Source organism: Microcoleus sp. LEGE 07076 (genome assembly GCF_015207455.1).
Taxonomy (GTDB): domain Bacteria; phylum Cyanobacteriota; class Cyanobacteriia; order Cyanobacteriales; family Microcoleaceae; genus Microcoleus.
On sequence record NZ_JADEWV010000005.1, the window covers coordinates 30,364 to 49,269 of the forward strand.

At 46.4% G+C, this 18,906-nt stretch carries 15 protein-coding genes; 10 read left to right on the forward strand and 5 right to left on the reverse strand.

What is annotated here, in order from left to right; translation table 11 throughout:
* The first annotated feature begins 234 nt into the window (after window positions 1-234).
* Complete coding sequence (locus tag IQ270_RS01615) at window positions 235-1,320, forward strand: RNA-directed DNA polymerase (protein ID WP_193971313.1); 1,086 nt, start codon at window positions 235-237, stop codon at window positions 1,318-1,320.
* 191 nt (window positions 1,321-1,511) lie between these two features.
* Here the strand turns inward: IQ270_RS01615 and IQ270_RS01620 are convergent, their stop codons facing one another.
* Complete coding sequence (locus IQ270_RS01620) at window positions 1,512-3,944, reverse strand: BamA/TamA family outer membrane protein (protein WP_193971315.1); 2,433 nt, start codon at window positions 3,942-3,944, stop codon at window positions 1,512-1,514.
* A 165-nt stretch (window positions 3,945-4,109) separates the two neighbouring features.
* Window positions 4,110-4,838, reverse strand: coding sequence for a phosphoribosylaminoimidazolesuccinocarboxamide synthase (purC, locus tag IQ270_RS01625; RefSeq protein ID WP_193971317.1), 729 nt, complete (start codon window positions 4,836-4,838; stop codon window positions 4,110-4,112).
* 371 nt (window positions 4,839-5,209) lie between these two features.
* Between purC and IQ270_RS01630 the strand changes: the two genes are divergently transcribed.
* The 8 genes from IQ270_RS01630 to IQ270_RS01665 all read left to right on the forward strand — a co-directional run bounded on the left by IQ270_RS01630 (window position 5,210) and on the right by IQ270_RS01665 (window position 13,982).
* The gene (locus IQ270_RS01630) at window positions 5,210-5,638 is read left to right on the forward strand and encodes a response regulator (RefSeq protein ID WP_193971320.1); all 429 of its coding nucleotides are present in this window, start codon (window positions 5,210-5,212) and stop codon (window positions 5,636-5,638) included.
* A gap of 245 nt (window positions 5,639-5,883) precedes the next feature.
* Window positions 5,884-9,300: a response regulator gene (locus IQ270_RS01635; RefSeq protein WP_193971322.1), complete on the forward strand. Its 3,417-nt coding sequence runs from the start codon at window positions 5,884-5,886 to the stop codon at window positions 9,298-9,300.
* Window positions 9,301-9,529: 229 nt separating this feature from the next.
* Complete coding sequence (locus IQ270_RS01640; RefSeq protein ID WP_193971325.1) at window positions 9,530-11,866, forward strand: DNA phosphorothioation-associated putative methyltransferase; 2,337 nt, start codon at window positions 9,530-9,532, stop codon at window positions 11,864-11,866.
* 90 nt (window positions 11,867-11,956) lie between these two features.
* On the forward strand, window positions 11,957-12,223 hold the full coding sequence (locus IQ270_RS01645) for a BrnT family toxin (protein WP_193971327.1): 267 nt from the start codon (window positions 11,957-11,959) through the stop codon (window positions 12,221-12,223).
* Window positions 12,224-12,225: 2 nt separating this feature from the next.
* Window positions 12,226-12,483, forward strand: a complete 258-nt coding sequence (locus IQ270_RS01650) for a BrnA antitoxin family protein (protein ID WP_193971329.1) — start codon at window positions 12,226-12,228, stop codon at window positions 12,481-12,483.
* Window positions 12,484-12,539: 56 nt separating this feature from the next.
* Window positions 12,540-12,833 carry a BrnA antitoxin family protein gene (locus IQ270_RS01655; RefSeq protein ID WP_228055996.1) on the forward strand — a complete coding sequence of 98 codons (294 nt, stop codon included), beginning with the start codon at window positions 12,540-12,542 and terminating at the stop codon, window positions 12,831-12,833.
* Window positions 12,834-12,994: 161 nt separating this feature from the next.
* Entirely contained in the window at window positions 12,995-13,576 is a 582-nt protein-coding gene (locus tag IQ270_RS01660) for a transglutaminase family protein (RefSeq protein ID WP_368670071.1), read from the forward strand.
* Between the two features lie 112 nt (window positions 13,577-13,688).
* On the forward strand, window positions 13,689-13,982 hold the full coding sequence (locus IQ270_RS01665) for a hypothetical protein (RefSeq protein ID WP_193971333.1): 294 nt from the start codon (window positions 13,689-13,691) through the stop codon (window positions 13,980-13,982).
* A 108-nt stretch (window positions 13,983-14,090) separates the two neighbouring features.
* Here IQ270_RS01665 and IQ270_RS01670 read toward each other — a convergent pair whose 3' ends face one another.
* Window positions 14,091-15,263: a TRC40/GET3/ArsA family transport-energizing ATPase gene (locus tag IQ270_RS01670; RefSeq protein WP_193971334.1), complete on the reverse strand. Its 1,173-nt coding sequence runs from the start codon at window positions 15,261-15,263 to the stop codon at window positions 14,091-14,093.
* A 493-nt stretch (window positions 15,264-15,756) separates the two neighbouring features.
* On the opposite strand from IQ270_RS01670, the gene fmt reads away from it, so the two are divergent.
* Window positions 15,757-16,767, forward strand: coding sequence for a methionyl-tRNA formyltransferase (gene fmt, locus IQ270_RS01675; protein ID WP_193971336.1), 1,011 nt, complete (start codon window positions 15,757-15,759; stop codon window positions 16,765-16,767).
* Window positions 16,768-16,885: 118 nt separating this feature from the next.
* Here fmt and sbcD read toward each other — a convergent pair whose 3' ends face one another.
* Both sbcD and IQ270_RS01685 read right to left on the reverse strand, forming a co-directional pair.
* Window positions 16,886-18,139, reverse strand: coding sequence for an exonuclease subunit SbcD (sbcD, locus tag IQ270_RS01680; RefSeq protein WP_193971338.1), 1,254 nt, complete (start codon window positions 18,137-18,139; stop codon window positions 16,886-16,888).
* A 119-nt stretch (window positions 18,140-18,258) separates the two neighbouring features.
* The gene (locus IQ270_RS01685) at window positions 18,259-18,903 is read right to left on the reverse strand and encodes an SMI1/KNR4 family protein (protein WP_193971340.1); all 645 of its coding nucleotides are present in this window, start codon (window positions 18,901-18,903) and stop codon (window positions 18,259-18,261) included.
* Window positions 18,904-18,906 lie beyond the last annotated feature (3 nt).

Genomic DNA, 18,906 nt, shown 5'->3' on the forward strand with positions numbered 1-18,906 from the left:
CCCTAAATCCCCCTTAAAAAGGGGGACTTTGAGAAGAACCCCTAAATCCCTCTTAAAAAAATGCCACAAATCTTAGATCCCCCTAAATCCCCCTTAAAAAGGGGGACTTTGAGAAGAGTCCCTAAATCTCGTTTTTAAGGGGGACTTTGAGAAGATTCTTGTCCCCCCCTTATTAAGGGGGGCTAGGGGGGATCTAGCATTTGCAGCAAACATTAAAGCAATTGATATAAAGCCATGAAATGTCATGGTAATCTTTGGCAAAAAATTGTATATTTTGGCAACTTGCTGTCAGCCGCCAAGCTAGCACAACAAGGCAAAAGATTTCGCCCCAATGTCCTTGCTTTCAATTATAATCTAGAACGAGAACTGTTTAAACTGAAAGAAGAACTAGAATCAAAAACTTATCGACCAGGCCCTTATAAAACTTTTGAAATTGTCGAACCGAAACGGCGGATGATATCGGCCGCACCTTATCGAGATAGAGTGGTTCACCATGCTTTGTGCAATATCGTAGTTCCCATTTTCGATCGCACTTTCATTCACAATTCCTATGCAAATCGCATTGGTTTTGGAACTCACCGCGCTTTAAGGAAATTCACGGATTTTGCCCGTTCTAGTCGCTACATTCTCCAGTGCGATATCAAAAAATATTTCCCCAGCATTGACCATCAAATTTTAAAGCTGCTGGTGCGGCGTAAAATTAAATGTGCCGATACATTGTGGTTGATTGATACAATTATTGACAATAGCAACCCGCAGCAATCTGTGGTAGAATATTTCCCAGGAGATGATTTACTATCGCCACTGTCGAGACGTAGGGGTTTACCAATCGGCAATTGGTCGAGTCAGTTTTTTGCGAGTGTTTATCTCAATGGTTTTGACCATTTTGTTCTCGAACAGCTAAAAATTTCTAAATATGTCCGTTATGTGGATGATTTTGCCTTGTTTAGCGATGACGGTTTGCTATTGCAAGATGCTAGATTGGCAGTAGAGGAATCTTTGGTTAAGTTACGGGTGAAAATTTATCCGATTAAAAGTCAGTTATTCGAGACAAAACAGGGAGCAACTTTTGTGGGGTTTCGGGTGTTTCCCGAAAATATCCGTGTGAGACAAGAAAGTTTGCGTAGGGGCCGTCGTCGGTTGAGGCGCTTGCAAAGAGAGTACGCGAATGGTGAAATAGAGTTAGTACAATTGTCTCGATCGCTTCAAAGTTGGGTGGCGCATTTGGAACATGGGGACACTTGGAATTTAAGACAAACAATGTCGATTTGTGGGTTGAAAAATTATAGCTTTTCTAGGTTGGGTGAGGGTATAGGATAATGACTAAAGAAACCGGGTTTTTCCTCGATATCAAAGGTTTGAAGCAAATATTTGGAAAAAAAACCGGTTTCTGAATTCTCGCACGAGGACTAATTCCCAATTCCCAATTCCCAATTCCCAATTCCCAATTCCCAATTCCCAATTCCCAATTCCCAATTCCCAATTCCCAATTCCCAATTCCCAATTCCCAATTAAAATCGCTCGCCAATCCCAAAGTGAATTTGATTGTCGCCGCTGTCGTTGATACCGTAATCGATCCGGATCGGCCCGAGGGGAGATTGAATCCGCACGCCGAGGCCGTAACCGTAACCGCTACCGGGCTTTCTGCGTACACCGGCCGGATCGCCGGGGACATCTTTGCCCGTACCCAAGTCGGTGCCGGCATCCAAAAATAGCGCTCCGCCGATAAACGAAATAATTGGGAAACGGTACTCAACGCTGGCTTCTAGGAAACTGCGGCCGGCCCCCATGTCGCCTTCGTCGTATCCCCGGACAGAGTTTGCGCCGCCCAAGGCAAAAGCTTCGTAGGGAGGCAAATCTCCGAATACGGTGCCGCCTTTAAAACTAAATGCCAGGGTTTGAGGGCCGGGGGAAAAGTTGGTGTACTTGACTGGCAGGTAAAAGTTGTAGCTGGCGCGCAGGCGGTTGAACAGGATGCTGCCAGAACCTACAGGAATCGATTGTTCCATGCCAAATCTGAGCAGGGAACCGCTAGTTGGTCGCAGGGGATCGTTGCGCCGATCGCGCACAGCACCTGCTTGGATCGTTGTCAAGTCGTCGGTGCCGGAATTGCTAAAACTTAGCTGATTGCCGAGTTCGTCCTCGGATTCGCGCCTGCCTTTGCGATCGGTAATTGACACTCGCTGGTACTGCAAGCCTAGGGAAGCAATCCATTCAGAATCGGCAAAAGGATTGCGCGACAGGGGACGGGTGAAATTGATCCCGGCACCGGTGCGGACGATGCGGGGTCGATCGTTGTTGGGCAATCTGACTTCCCGTTCTCCCCCGTCAAAAATCACGCTGATCGATCGTCTTCTAAAAGCATTAATCGTATAAGAAGTCCGGTAAGGATCGCCAGCAATCCAAGGATCGGTAAAACTCAGATCAAACAGCGTTTGGCGTTCCCCGATTTGTATTTCAGCCCCCAATTTTTGGTTCCTACCGAACAAGTTTTGCTGCTGGTAACTCACCGTACCGAACAAACCCGTAGCGGAACTCAAACCCGCACCAGCCGCCAGAGAACCAGTATTTTTCTCAATGACGTTGACAATTACCCTTGCCTTGCGGGGGTCAGTCGTTCCCGGTTCCAAAGCAAGCCGCACGTCTTCAAAAATCCCCAAACCAAACACCCGCCTCAAATCCCTTTCCGCCTTAGTGCGGTTAAAGATATCTCCGGGCTTGAGTTCTACTTCGCGAGTGACGACAAAGCGGCGGGTGTTGCCTCGAATCGGCTGACCCGTGGGGTCTGTTGACTCTCCCTCCTTGTTCAGAAAGCGGACATCAACGGATTCGATCTGACCTTCTGCCACTTGCAAGGTGACAGTGCCGTCCTCTGCTACTTGCGGCGCATCAGTGATTTGGCCCAAAACGTAGCCGTTTTCCTGATACCACGCATTAATTTTTTTGACTCCCTCCTCAAAGCGGCGGAGGTTGAGAATTTTGCCGTACTGGTCGCCGAAGCTTTGGTCAACTACGGTTTGGGGCAGCACTTGCTGGCCGGTGATTGTCACTTTCTGCAGCACTGGATTGGGCTGCACGATAAAAGTCACTCGCACGCCTAACGGGGTGTCTTCCGGTACTGCCCGCACGTTTCTGAAAAAGCCCGTGGCAAAAATGGCGTTGATGTCTTGTTGCAGTTGGCTGCGGTTGGTGGTGCGTCCCGGTTGGGTGCTGATGACTCGGTAAATCTCGCTTTCTAGGTCTCCTGTCGCCCCGCTGACGGTAACTTCGGCAACTAGCACTTGCGGTTCGGCCGCCCCGGCGGGTGCTGGGGTTTGTCTGGGCTGCGGTGCTGCCGGGCCGGGGGGCAATGTGGGAACTGTGTTTGCCGGCGCTCTGGTGGGGGCCGGTCTGGGAATTTGGGCGTTTTGCCCGATCGCCCCGGATGCGTCTGAGGTCGGTCTCGGAGAAACTTGCAGGTTTTGGTCGATCGCCCCTGATTCCTGTGGTTTCCCCAGCTCTGCTGCGATCGGGGCGGGCGTTGTTGCCACTTCCGAAGGGGGGAGCTGGCTGTCTGGTTGTACCTCTTGCAGGGCGTTTTGACTGCTAGATGCGGGGGATGGGTTGGATGCTAGCTCGGGTTTGAGTTGAAGCTGGGGCGAAACCGGAGAGGGCGAGTCTGTGACTCGGTTTGGCGGTTCGCGGTCGTCTTCTCCTCTGGCAGGGGCCGCCACTATTTTTAGGGCTTCCGCTTTGCTGCTTTTAGCTCGAAAGCGGTTTTGAGGAGGATTTTGGGTTAATTCTGGAACGGGGCGATCGGGTAATTCGATCGACCCGGCCGCGGTTCCCTTGGCCAAAGTATCCTCTGCTGATTCAGAGTAGGATGTTTGACCGCTGGCCGAATTTGATAATCCGAATGTTGCTGAGACAGTAAAAACTGCCACCAATACAGCAGATAAGCGCATTTTTGTTCACTTTTTTGGAATCCACACACCACATTAGTCATCAGTCATTAGTCATCAGTCATCAGTTATTGAGTCGGTTGAATTTGTCGCTTACTGCTAACTGTTGACTCCTGAATGTTCAATGTCCGTGACAAACTGTGCAATTGTAGCGCATTGTTAAGTGCTCTAGACCTTCTGAGCTAGAACCCGCTGCAGAACTTGCTGGTAAGCAGTTTCTACCGATCCCAAGTCGCGGCGGAATCGGTCTTTGTCCATAACGCGCGCGTCCGGGTCGGTTTCTGTGTTGTCCCACAGGCGGCAAGTATCAGGACTGATTTCGTCGGCGAGAATCAGATTTTGATGTTGGTCGATGCCGAATTCTAATTTGAAGTCTACCAGGGTGATGCCGCACTGAGTAAAGAATTCTTTAAGTATTTCGTTAATTTCGCGGGCGGCGATTTCTAGTTGGTCTACTTGTTCCGGGGTGGCTAGCTGCATTAACAGCAGTCGGTCGCGGGTCAGCAGCGGGTCTCCCAAATCATCGTTTTTGTAATAAAATTCAACTAAAGCCGGATTGACAATTGTACCGATCGCGATTCCGGTTTGTTTGCACAAACTGCCGGCGGCGATGTTTCTGACTACAACTTCTAATGGCAAGATTCGGACGCGGCAGACTCGCATTTCGTTGGGCGCTGGCGTGTCTATAAAGTGGGTTGCTATGCCTTTAGCTTCTAGCATCCGAAACAGGTGGGCTGATACCGCATTGTTGATTTCGCCTTTGCCGGCAATGCTGCCGCGTTTTTGAGCATTAAAGGCTGTCGCGTCGTCTTTGAAGTGGGTCAGCAAAATTTCGCTGTCTTCGGTGGAATAGAGGATTTTGGCTTTGCCTTCGTAGAGTTTGCGTCCGGATGACATGGCGATTAATAATGTAGATGAGTTTCACATTTTACAGTAGCTGTCTGAGGCAATTATTGGCGAGTTTTTCGTTCTCGGCAGCCCCGCTCGCCCCCCTGACAGGCGAGTACCCCTGCGGGTAGATAGTGCGATCGGTCTTGCCATAAATGATTGTTAACAAAGCACAATATAGATGAGACCTCCACTTGTTCGCTATTCCCAGGGCCCAAAAACCCGTAACGCCCCGCCTGCTGCTGTCGCGGAACTCTCCCAATTTTAGAACAAAGTTCAAGCTGCAAGTAAATCTCAAATCCCAAACCTTCAATGCCCCGATCGACTAAACCTCCAGGGGGTCAGTGGCAGTCAAAAAACATCTATAAAAAGGCTGATTTATGGAAGACAAAAAAATTCATATTCTCTTGGTAGAAGATGACGAGGTAGATGTAATGAACGTCCGGCGAGCTTTCAAAAAAAGTAACATCCTCAATCCCCTATACATCGCTGCAAACGGATTAGAAGCTCTGGCAATATTGCGCCAAGAAAAAATAGAGTCTGCAATGCCTCAAGCGCGCCGCTTGATTTTGCTGGACTTGAATATGCCGAGAATGAACGGCATTGAGTTTTTACGAGAATTGCGGCAGGATGAAAAATTGAGGTCGATTCCGGTGATTGTTCTCACAACTTCTAATGAAGATAGAGATAAAGTAGAAGCTTATAATTTGAATGTAGCTGGCTATATTCTGAAACCAGTCACTTTTTCTAATTTTGTGGAAGTTATGGCTACCCTCAACAAATACTGGATGCTGAGCGAAATACCCTAAGTCATGAAAAAATTGACAAGCTGATAAAAAAGCTTTGAAAAAATCTTTTTTAGTGGTGTATTTGTTCGCTCGGTTGTGAGAATCTCATCAGAGTAAAAACACTTCTTTTGACTGCTTCTTTCTTCCTCTTTCCTCCTGTCTCCTGTCTCCTGTCTCCTATTTCGAGCAGGGCTGCTTTCCGACAGAGATGATGCCGATCGCTTTTTGTAGGTCGCTTTTTCGGATTAATTCCCAATTCGGTTATTATGGACAAACTTATTAAAATTTTGATAGTCGATGACGATGAAGTCGATCGGATGACGGTAAAACGCTCCCTCAAGTCCGCTGGCGTTTGGGTAGAAGTTACCGAAGCAGAAGATTGCGCCGATGCCCTGGCCCAACTCTCGATCGGCAAAAATTATAGCACTGCGACCGAGAAACTCTCCACACAAGATAATTTTCAACCTTTAAGCCAGGTTGAGGAAACAGAAAATTTGCTGGTATCAAATCAGATATTTGACTGCAAATTTGACTGCGTATTCCTCGACTACGGCTTGCCGGACGGAGACGGACTGAGTTTGGTGAAAAAGATCCGAAAAACAGGGTTAAAAATCCCCTTAATTGTACTCACAGGTCAAGGGGACGAACAAATTGCGGTGGAATTGATGAAGGCTGGAGCTTCTGATTATATCGCTAAAGGCAAGATGTCTTCCGAAAGTTTGTCGCGCAGTTTGTTCAATGCCCTTCGCGTTTACCGCGCCGAATCTCAGGCCTTTCATACGAGTCAAAAACTCAAGGAAAGCGAGGAACGGTACAGGTTAGTTTTGGAGGGAGTGAATGACGGAATTTGGGATTGGGATTTAAGTAAAAATGAGGTTTATTGGAACGATCGCCTTTTGGAAATTATCGGTTTGTCGCGAGCTCGATTTGGCAGCACTATGGATGCTCTCTACAGCCGCCTGCACCCAGAGGACAAGGACGGCATCATTCGGGCGATCGCTGCTCACTTAGAGCAAGAAATTGACTACAATGTAGAATTCCGGCTGCTGCACTCATCCGGTGCTTACCGCTACTGCACTTCTCAAGGAAAAGCTCAGCGAAATTCCCAAGGAAAAGCACTGCGGATGGCCGGCATAATTAGCGACATTACCGAGCGTAAACAAGCGGAAGATGCTCTAGAAATAGAAATGCAGCAACTCAAACAAATTATTACCCGCGTGCCGGTAGCAATGGCGATGTTCGATACCCAAATGCGCTATTTAGCTAACTCTCACAAATGGCTGACTCAATTTAATTTGGAGTGGCAAACCCTGACAAATATCAGTCATTACGAAGTGTTTCCAGATACGCCGGATCGCTGGAAAGTAATGTATGAAGAAGTGCTCAAAGGCGACATAGTTTCTATCAGCGAAGATGCTTGGGAACGAGCAGACGGATCGGTGTTGTATTTGCGCTGGGCAGCTCACCCTTGGTACAATCCCGACGGGGAAGTAGCGGGAATGGTGATGGTAGCGGACAAGATTAATGAGTTGGTGGAAGCGCGAGAAACTGCCCTAGAAGCGAGCCGGGAAAAGTCGCAATTTTTGGCGAACATGAGTCACGAAATTCGCACTCCGATGAACGGGGTTTTGGGCATGGCTCAATTGCTGCTGCGCGCTCCTCTGGAACCGAAACCGCGGGAGTGCGCTCAAACTATTTACCGCAGCGCCGAACACTTGCTGAGCGTGATTAATGATATCCTCGATTCCTCTAAGATTGAAGCTGGAGAAATGCGACTGGAAAAGGCTGATTTTGATTTAGATAGCTGCCTCGAATCCGTAATAGAAATGGTAGCGCCTTTGGCAGAGGAAAAAGATATTGAATTGAATATTTTAGTTGAAAGTGCCGTGCCGATAAAGTTGGTAGGGGACTCAGGCAGGTTGAAGCAAATTTTGCTGAATTTGACGGGAAATGCCATAAAATTTACCGATCGCGGTCAAGTGTTCGTTCACGTGAGTGTGAAGCGGGGCGATCGAGTTGCAGACGGCACAGAAGCGGCAAGTTTGCTATTTTCGGTGCGCGATACAGGCATTGGAATTTCGCCAGAAGGGCAGACAAAGCTATTTCAATCTTTTTCTCAGGTAGACGCTTCTCCTACTAGACCTTACGGCGGCACGGGTTTGGGTTTGGCGATTTGCAAGCAGTTAGTGGAGATGATGGGCGGCTCGATCGGGGTTCGCAGTTTTCTCGGCAAAGGTTCGACTTTTTGGTTTGCTGTACCTTTGGAAAAACAGTTGCAAGTTGAGCCTCAATTTCCCGAACTTGTGGGCAAGAAGCTGTTAGTCTGCTCTGCAAACGCTTTGAGGAGGGCGGCGGTGCGATCGCTCGCTCAAAGGTGGGGTGCTCGCTGCGACGAGGCAGAAACTGCTGCTGCTGCTTTGACTTGGTTGCAAAATGCTCGGGGCGGGATTTCTCAGGATTCGGCCTGGGGGCAAAAATCCTGCGATGCGCTGCTTGTGGATTTGCAAATGCCGGATTTGGATGCCGAGGAATTTGGTTTGAAAGTGCGATCGCTCTCAACAGTTGGCTCCTTAATCGCCATGACTGCTTTGCGGGAACAGCCGAAAGCTGAAGCGCTTTGCAGTTTGGGTTTTAGCGGCTATTTGATCGAGCCGGTGCTGCCGAACCGCCTGCTTGAAGCTTTGCTTAACCCGATTCAGGAAAGGGGAGAGTTTGACAGCTTGGAGGCTGCTAATACTTGCAATTTCCCAGCAGTTAATACTAAATATGTTACTACCAATTCGCCGTCACCGCTGAGAATTTTGCTGGCGGAAGACCACCCAATCAATCAACAAGTTATAGTCGAACAGTTGGCAGCTTTAGGCTATCATGCTGACTGCGCCGCCAACGGTCAAGAAGCGCTGAATTTGCTGGCCCAAAACAGCTATGATTTAGTGCTGATGGACTGTCAAATGCCTGTACTTGACGGTTACGAAACTGCGCGAAAGTTGAGGGAACAAGAAACGGGCGATCGGCATACTTTTGTGCTTGCTTTAACAGCTCACGCGATGCCGGGAGAACGAGAAAAGTGTCTGGCGGCGGGGATGGACGATTATCTCAGCAAACCTGTAGATTTAGATGATTTGGCGGCGGCGCTGCAAAAGTATGAAACCCAAAACGCTCATTTTAAAAATAAGTATGGAGTTCAAAGTATTAATTTGGCAGAACCGGAAACAGCAATAACATATTATACACAAACCTCCCAAAAAGTAGAGGTGGCCGCTGTGCCGGCACCAAGGGCGATCGCGCTTCAAACCTGGGAACACGGAGACTGTGACGGACTGTTCGACAAAAACAGATTAGAGCAACTCGGACGGGTTAATATTAAATTGCCCGATCGACTTTTGCAAGCATTTGTAGGAAACGCGCAAGCCGATGTGGCAGCAGCCAAAATAGCCGTAGAAGCTAAAGATTGGTCAACTGTGGAATATCAAGCACACCGTCTCAAAGGAACTGCTGCAAATGTAGGAGTTGCTCAGATGTCGGATTTAGCAGCACAATTAGAGAATCATGCGCGAAGCTTTCAATATCAACCCCCAGCGGCCCAATTGTCAACTATTGAGGTGGTTCAAAAAATATTAGTGAGTTTGTCCAGTCATTTAGCCCGGGTTCAAGAATTTGTAGAAACTCGAATGTTTGGTTAATATGTTAGTCGCTCGTCGGCGATTAAAATCGCGCCTACAAAAACGAAGTCCACTCCTAGTGGACTAATACAGTTTCCGGTTGCATCCGAATAATAAAATCGAGTCAACAGTCAACAGTCAACAATCACCTGACGGTACAACCGGAATTGATCTAACAAATAAATTCTTTCTTTCTTCACTCTGTGTCCTCTGCGTTCTCTGCGGTAAAAAAAAATAAAATAATTTAGCTATGACCTACGATATCAGTAAAAACCATATTTTAGATACCAAACCATTAGAAAATGATGGAGAACTGCTAACACCTTTGATGGCTTTTAGTAAACAAATTTTATTGCACGAACAAGAGACCGAGCCTCTGGATGCGTATTACCAATCTCTGCCTGAGAACGGGGGAGTGGCGGTAAATTGTATTGTGGAAAAAGTGGCTCGCTGCTGTCGGGAAAGCAAAATTGGGAAAAAATTACCGACAGCTTTTTACATTCACGTTTCTGCCTTGTCAGCGCTAAACCCTGTCCTCGCAATTTACGAAAACTGTGCCAGACACAATCTCGAAAACATTGATGAAGCAACTTTAGTTAAGTTTTCCCTCAATCAACCTAAAATATCTTATCTTTTTTACCCCGATTTCGATACAGACGCTCACCCTGCTTTACAAACTAGCATTCAAATTAATCTAGAAACAGGCGAAGTTAAATATTTCGATTACAGCAACAGCGAAAATCCACCAGTTTTACACCGCAAAGAAACTTTTGTGACACCGGATTATCCCAATTACGAGAAGTTTGCTCGACTGACTCGCTGCGAGGAAGGATGGGGACTGCTTGACAATACTAGCGTTATCGGGACTCGCGAGGGTTGGCTTAAATATTTGGGATATTGCGGTGTTGAAATCCACGATCATGCTGTTGTCGAGTGTTTGAAACAGGAGAATAGCGAGTTATCAATTCCCAAGATTGAGCGGCACAAAGCTGCAATGGTACGCAATTCTTTATCTAAACCTTTGCGTCTGGTTTTGGAGTCGGATTTGTTTGTGGATGGGATGACTTTTTTTGATTACGGTTGTGGCTATGGCGGGGATGTTAAACATATTTCCCTAGAGGGTTATGTTGCTGCGGGTTGGGACCCGTACTATCAGCCGGATACTCCGCGAATTCAGGCAGATATTGTGAATATTGGTTATGTAATTAATGTGATTGAATCTTTGGGAGAAAGGCGAGAAGCTTTGCTGAATGCTTGGGAATTAACTAAGAATTTACTGGTGGTGGCGGCTCAGGTTTTGATTGATGATGGTGATAAAGGTCAAATTGCTTATGGGGATGGGGTGATTACTTCTCGGAATACTTTTCAGAAGTATTACGAACAGGAAGAGTTGAAGGTTTATATCGATCAAGTTTTGAATGTTGATGCGATTCCTGTGGCTTTGGGAATCTATTTTGTGTTTCGGGATGCGGCGGAGGGTGAGGGTTTTCGGGCTTCTCGGTTTCGATCGCGCTTAGCGACTCCCAGAGTGCGATCGCAAGTCAAGCGTTTTGAGGATTACGAGGAAATGCTGGCTCCTTTAATGGCTTTTGTGAGCGATCGGGGCCGCCTTCCTGTTAAAGGCGAATTAGCTGAAGAATCGCCAATCAAGGCGGAATTTCACAGTTTTAACCGCGCTTGGAGGGTGATTTTGCAAGCAACGGATGCGGATGATTGGGAGAAAATCGCCGACAAGCGCCGCCAGGATTTGCTAGTATATCTCGCTCTCAACCGTTTGGGCGATTCCCTACAGGATAGCGACGCGGTGCGTCCTTCGATGCGACGGCTTCCGGCTCAAATCCGCAACGACATCAAAGGTTTGTTTGACAGTTATCAAAAAGCTTGCACTTTGGCAGATTTAATGCTGTACAGTTTGGGCAAAGCTGATCTTGTGGCGGATTGCTGCGAGGATAGCGCGATCGGCTACAAACAGCCCGGTTCTCTTTCTGTTCACTTCTCGGTTTTAGAAGAACTTGACCCTTTGCTGCGACTCTACGAAGGCTGCGCTAACCGCACAATTGGCCGGCTTGATGGCGCGACAATTATCAAGTTTTACGCTCGCAAACCTCAAATTTCCTATTTATTTTATCCCGATTTTGACATTAACCCGCATCCAGCCCTCCACACGGCTATGCACATACATTTGCGCGATCTTTCTGTCAGCTATGAAGACTATTCTGATTTGTCCAATCCACCAATTTTAGTTAAAAAAGAAGCTTTTGTTAGTCCTAATTATCCCCATTACGAAAAGTTTGCCAAACTCAGTCGCCAAGAGGAAAAGTTGGGGATTTTTGATAAGTCGGGTGGATTCAAGCAGTGGGAATGGGTGCAGTGTTTGGAGGAAAATTGTGTCAGAATTAAGGGCCATCGCTTGTTTTGGCGATCGGATGCTGACCCGGAAAAGTTGAAAATGTTGAAAACAAATGCGTCGGAACGCCAGCATAAAAAAATTGAGGTTAATGCGGGAAAGAGTGAAGGAACCGCAGAGGGCGCAGAGAACACAGAGGATGGGAAAGAAGAGGGAGGGGAAGTTATATCTTTAAGATAGGACGGTGTTCTAAGGTCATTGGTAGGACGAGAACAGGTGACAAGTGTTTTCTTCCTGGTAGTATGTACAGATGTGCATACTATAATTGAGATGGCTTACCAATGGAATCCAGAGAAAGCAGCAGCCAATCTTCGCAAACATGGTATCGACTTTGCTGATGCAGTATCGGTTTTCTCAGATGATCTGGCAATTACAATTCAAGATGAGCGTTTTGATGAAGAACGATTCGTTACGATTGGCATGGATGGCTTTGCCAGAGTTTTGGTTGTTGTTTACACATTGCGGGGTGATGAAATTCGACTTATTTCGGCCCGCAAAGCGACTAGGCAAGAGCGACAGCAGTACGAGGAGGAATAGTCATGGAAACAGAGTATGATTTTAGTCAGGGTAAGCGAGGGGCGATCGATCCAACATTACCTGATAAAACTCGGATCGCAATCTGGTTAGATGATGAGGTTTTAGCGTGGTTTCGCGAGCAAGTTCATTTAGCAGATGGAGGGAATTACCAAACCTTGATTAATGAAGCGCTGCGTCAACATATCCAGCAGAGTTCTGAGCCTTTGGAAGAAACTTTGCGAAGAGTTGTACGAGAAGAACTTCAGCGGATTGAAAAGTGAAGTGCTTACAGATAGCTAATACGACACGGTATCTCCAGGGCGAAAGTCACTGTCTTATGAACGCAGACGCTATGAACAATACCTCAAAAACCGACTGGGCTAGAATCGACGCAATGAGCGATGAAGACATCAATACTTCCGATATTCCACCACTATCGGAGGAGTTCTTTTCTAGAGCGCAATTACGAATGCCTCAGTCGGCTATTACTCTGCCAGTTCAAGTAGATCCTGAAACATTTGCTTGGTTTCAGGCACAAGGAGAAACTGCACAACAGCAAATGTCTGTAGCACTTAGGATTTATGCAGATGCACACAAAACCTATCCTGCATTCGTAGCAAAGCCAGCATAACGCTCGGCAGTACGATGAGGAAAGTTATGGAAACAGAGTATGATTTTAGTCAGGGTAAGCGAGGGCGATCGATCTAAAATTACCTGCGAAAACTTTGTTGATAAGCGTTTACAATTCAGGCTGTAGCATTCCTAGCGGTTGATATGCAAGAATACTTGAAAGTGAGTGAAGTTATTGATTGCCAGCATCCCGAAATTAGGGGATGTGCTAAACAAATCGCATCGGGACATCAGACACCAAGGGCGATCGCCAAAGCGTGTTTTGAGTGGGTTAGAGATGAAATTCGTCACAGTTATGACTATCAAATGAGTCCTGTTACCTGTCGAGCTTCAGATGTTCTTCAGCACAAAACAGGTTATTGCTATGCGAAAAGTCACTTGTTAGCAGCGTTACTAAGAGCAAATGATATTCCGGCAGGTCTTTGTTACCAGCGGTTGAGTATTGATGATAAAGGTGCGCCTTACTCATTGCACGGTTTCAATGCCATTCATTTACCTGAAGTTGGTTGGTATCGGGTTGATGCCAGAGGTAACAAAGAAGGAGTCAACGCTCAATTCACTCCACCTCAAGAACAGTTAGCGTTTAAGATTCAGTTTCCTGAAGAGGCAGATTTTCCAGCCATATTCTCAGAGCCGCTTCCAGTCGTTATAGAAGTATTGCAAGGACAGAATACATGGGACGATATGCTTCGCAATCTCCCAGACATTTCGTTGGAGTCCGCGAATAGTTATGGTCTGCTATGATACACATCGAATCCTGCTTTGGCAGGCGCCGCGTTTTGAATTGTTCGCGGTGAAGAGAATGTCATTCGGATTATTTCAGCACGTAAAGCAACTCGTCAGGAGAGGGCACAGTATGAAAGTTGAAGCATTAAAGCAGCGATTAAACCGCAACCGTCCAATGACTAGCGTAACAATCCGTATGCCCGAAGATGTTGTGGAAGATTTAAAAAAAGTTGCACCATTGTTGGGTTTTTCGGGTTATCAGCCATTAATTCGTGCTTATATTGGTCAAGGTTTGCGCGTTGATTTAGAACGATTTGAAAGCGATACAGTGACAGCCTTGGTAGCAAGTTTGAAGCGTCGAGGTGTCAGCGATGCAGTGATTGATGAGGCATTAAACGAAGTCATTCATGCTGAGTCCTGTTAATTTTGTCTGGCCAGCACTACAACAAGGCGATACCTGCACGTTGGGTCAAAAACCCGGTTTATACCTCAACATCTCAAGGGAGAAACCGGGTTTTTTTGGTAAGTCTCCTTAAGCAAACTTAATCTTCAAATAATCATCCTCCATCTTCGCCCCGGAAGGTTGCAGCGCGGCTAAAGCTTGCGGCAACACCATATTGCGGCGGTGATTCCCAATCCGAACATTCAATTCATCTCCCGTTTTGCTCAACTGAATCTGATCCTTAGCAATTCCCGGCAAATACAGTTCTAGAACATATTGATTGTTTTCCTGAACAATCCTAATTGTATTTTCTTTGTAATATATTTGACTGGGGTCTTCGTCTTTGTAAAGCGTTTCTTTCAAGCGTTCCAATGCTGGCAAGCCGCACATTTCTTCAGAATAAAGCGGAATTTCTTTTACGGGCAGCGGTCTAAAATTATCGTGAATTTCCTGCTTGTACTGCTGCTGGCTTTCTTTCCAGCGCTTGAAAAATGGATCGGTTACTTCTTCGGGAATAATTCGATTGGCGACAATTAAATCTGTGGCAACATTGTACAAGCTCAAATAGGCGTGAGCGCGCAGAGATTCTTTGATTACCATTTTTTCGGGATTGGTAACTAACCTTACTGAAGTTACGGTATTGTCAGTTAAAATCTTTTCCAAAGCTTCGATTTGTTCGTAAAATTCGTAAGGTGCATCCATCACCTCTTTGTTCGGCAAAGAAAAGCCGGCAATTGGTCTAAAAATCGGTTCAACTAAAGGTCTGAGGGCGGCTGATATGCCTTGCAATGGCTTGTAAAATTTTCTCATGTACCAGCCGCCAACTTCTGGCAAACTCAAGAGCCGCAATGCTGTACCCGTGGGAGCAGAATCGATAATTAAAACATCATATATTCCCTCGTCGTAATGCCGTTTCATCCGCACCAAACCGAATATTTCGTCCATTCCTGGCAAAATGGCTAGTTCTTCAGCTTGTACGCCCTCAAGTCCCTGGGCTCTCAAAACTTCACTAATGTAGCGCTTAACTGCTCCCCAATTGCCTTCTAATTCCCTGAGAGCGTCTAATTCTGCTCCCCACAAATTGGGTTTCACCAGTCGCGAATCGTGCCCGAGTTCCATGTCGAAGCTGTCGGCTAGGGAGTGGGCGGGATCTGTGCTCAGCACTAGGGTTTTGTATCCCAATTCGGCACATCGCAGCCCCGTCGCGGCGGCTACGGAGGTTTTGCCGACACCGCCTTTTCCGGTCATTAATATTAAGCGCATTGATTGTTTAGCTCGCCTGAAAGTTCTTTACCTTGATATTGTAACGGATTGTAACAAAGATTAATTTAATGTGGGCATTAATTTGGTCGATCGCCCGCCGGACACAGCAAATTGTCGTGGATGCACGAAATCGGTGCGATGTCAACATCAATAAGTGTGGCAAGGAGTTAGGTTGAGTAGGGGTCGATCGCACAAAAGGGATCTCGTACTTTGTCACAGAAACCGGGTTTCTATCAATATCTAGTTGGAGACAACAATCTCGAAGCAGAAACCCGTTTTGTTTTGATTGTTGACTCAAAAGGGATCTCGCACTTAACAGGTTATACCAATCGTTGCAGGAGTTGCTAACAGCAATAGGGTCGAATATAAAAATACCATAAACATCATAATGTAAGATTTTAGATGGTTAAAAAGATAACGATTGCGTTGGCACAACTGCTGCCTCTATAAGATATGATAGTTTTTTGGGGCTGTTGTACTTAACTGAAAATATATGAAAATTGTCTTTTTTGGCACTCCTGACTTTGCTGTTCCTACTTTGTCCAGTTTGCTGAGTCACCCAGAGTTTGAGGTGGTGGGTGTGGTGACTCAGCCGGACAAGCGCCGGGGAAGAGGCAATAAATTGATGCCTTCACCTATAAAAGATGTGGCGGTAAATCACAGTCTCCCGGTTTTCGGGCCGCGCCGCATTAAGAAGGATGCGGAAACTATTGCTAAGCTGCGGGAAGCGGAGGCGGATGTTTTTGTTGTGGTGGCTTACGGCCAGATTCTTTCTCAAGAAATTCTGGATATTCCTAGTTTGGCTTGCGTTAATGTTCACGGCTCAATTTTGCCGAAGTATCGCGGTGCGGCACCGATTCAGCGCTGTCTTTTTGATGGGGAAAAGACAACGGGTATTACTACTATGCTGATGGATGCTGGGATGGATACTGGGGCGATGTTGTTGAAGAGTTTTGCTGGTATTTCGCTGTTGGATAATGCTGATTCTTTGGGCGATCGGCTGGCGGAAATTGGGGCGAATTTGTTGGTAGAAACTTTGATAAAATTGAGGGATGGGAAGGTTGAAGCTGTTGTTCAAGATGATGCTGAGGCGAGTTACGCGCCGATGATTAAAACGGCGGATTTTGTGCTGGATTGGTCGCAAAGTGCGATCGCCCTTCATAATCAAGTTAGGGGCTTTTTCCCGGATTGTGTGACGACTTTTCGCGGTAATTCCCTCAAAGTGATCGCAACTGTACCCGTGGGGCCGGAATATTGGCTGCAATTACCGCCGGAGTTGAGGGTTTTGGAACGCGATTGGCCTGTTTTGGATCAGTTGTCGGGCGCAAATGGGGAGGTTGTCAGGGTTGTGAAGGGCTTGGGGGCGATCGTCCAAACTGGTGATGGTTTGCTATTATTGCGGGAGGTGCAGTTGGCGGGGAAAAAGGTGCAGTCTGGAGTGGATTTTGCGAATGGAACTCGGTTGGCGGCGGGTGAGGTTTTTGGGATGGTTGAAGTTAAATAAATGAGTGGTAGGGAAAAACCGGGTTTCTGCGAATTATTTGGGTTGAGTAGGAAAAATATAGGAAGAAACCCGGTTTTTGAGATTGTGTGGTAAGGAGAATTTACATACTGGATATTACCTAAAATTCGACCAAAACTTCCCCCAAAACTTCCTCTTTCCCGCCCAACAAATCTTGCGCGGCTTCTAGCATACTGTCAGTAATATCTTTCAAATCTTCGCGACTTGCTAAATAAGTTTTCAAAGCTTCTAAGGGTTCTATACTATTATTAGCATTCAATTCGGGCAACCTCGGCCTTGCTAGCTGACTGACTAATTCCGGCTGAATTGTGTAGCTGTGGGCTGCGCCGAGAAGTGCGTGTAATTCGGCGTTATCAATTAAGTCTAATTGTTCCGATCGCAATTGGTAAACTAATCTCACCACAGCATCTTGGATTTGCTTCTTCCCAATGGCTTTAACCAATTCAGCTTGCGGGTTTTCGGATTCAGACACCTTTACCTTAATCGTCAGAAACACTCGCACGGGTAACGCGCAAAATTCCCACTCAGCTTTCCCTCGTTCTAAATTAATTAACACAAAACCTTTGTCTTCTTTCTCTTCGCTAAAATCAACTCGTTCGATGCTTCCGGGATAAATTACGGGCGGATTGTTGGATAAATTCAGATTTTGGTGTTTGTGAACGTGGCCGAGGGCTACGTAGTCGAAACAAGGGCGGGTTAGCATGGAAACGGGTATGTTAAAACCTTTACCAACTGCTAAAAAACGTTCCGCGCCCAGACTTGCTTTATCTGCCATTAAGTGTGCTAAAAGTACGGTGGGGATTTCGGGGTTGAGGCGGCGAATTTCTCCTTCTAGGGCGATCGTCAATTTTTCGGTTAATAATTGGTTAACATCGCCCATAGAAAGGCTTTCAGTCTCCGATCGCGTCATTAAGGTCGATCGCGTCAACCAAGGCAGTGTAACCACCTGTACTGCGCCGTTGCGGGTGTGTATGAGGTGAGTTTCCAGGCGATCGCCCACAATAAACTTAGGTATACCCAAAGTCCGGTAAATCCCCAAACTCGCGCCGCCCTGTCCCTGGGAATGTTGGTCGTGATTTCCTACTAGCAAAACCGTCGGAATTTGCGCGTCAACCAAGCGGCTGAATTGACGCGCAAAAGCCTCTTTTACAAACGGTGGTGGCGTTGAATCGGGGAAAGCGTCGCCCCCGAATATGACTAAATCTACGGGTTCAGAAATCGCTCTGTCCATACATTTGCTCAGCGTGTTTGCGAAGTCTTCCAAGCGCGTGTTTAAACCTGTTTCTGGGTTGACGCGCCCGTGGGAAAAGCCGCTTCCCATGTGAATGTCTGAAAGGTGAAGAATTTTAATCATTGTTTTCTTTGTGAGTTGTAATTGAGGTTTGTAGTGAGGACTTCAGTCCTTGTTTCTTTTCTTTGTGAGTTGTAATTGAGGTTTGTAGTGAGGACTTCAGTCCTTGTTTACCAAGTATTTTATGTATTTCTAGGTTCTAATTCGACGCTGTGTCGATTGGGATTGATGCGTTTATCGATCGCAAAAATTGCCTTTTCTTCCTCCAACCCGATTTCATGAAACTCTTTAAACAAACATTCTAACTCAATTTTTGCAATAACAGTTTCCAGCCACTTATCAAAGGAATCGCATTCAATGCTTCTCAAAGGTTCGTTTTTGCATTCAAAACTGATAATTTGTCCGGGAGTGCCGTCAAAACAGCCTTTGGTATCCACAACCCGCAGCCACAAATCATCTACTTTCATAAACGGAATCCATGCTTTGTTCCAATATTCTCCGGGCTGCCATTCTTGAAAATAAACTTGACTCTGGGTGTCCCAAAATTTTTTCTCCTTCACAATAGATGCCAAAGATAAAATACTCCTGCCGTGTTCAAAAGGCAACAGCCACTTATTTTCTGAACTCTCGTAAGCCGAACCATTATACCAGCGATAAAAATCATAAAAAGTTTCGGGAAGGGATTGTTGGTAACGATTTTTAAATAAGTCAATCTCCGTTTCAATTGCACCCGAATTGAGCAAATTTTGCGCGTCGGGACAGTAGCGTTTTAAGCTTTGGGCGAAGGTACGAACCAGAGGATTGCGTGGCTGAAAAAGTTGTTTCATAGA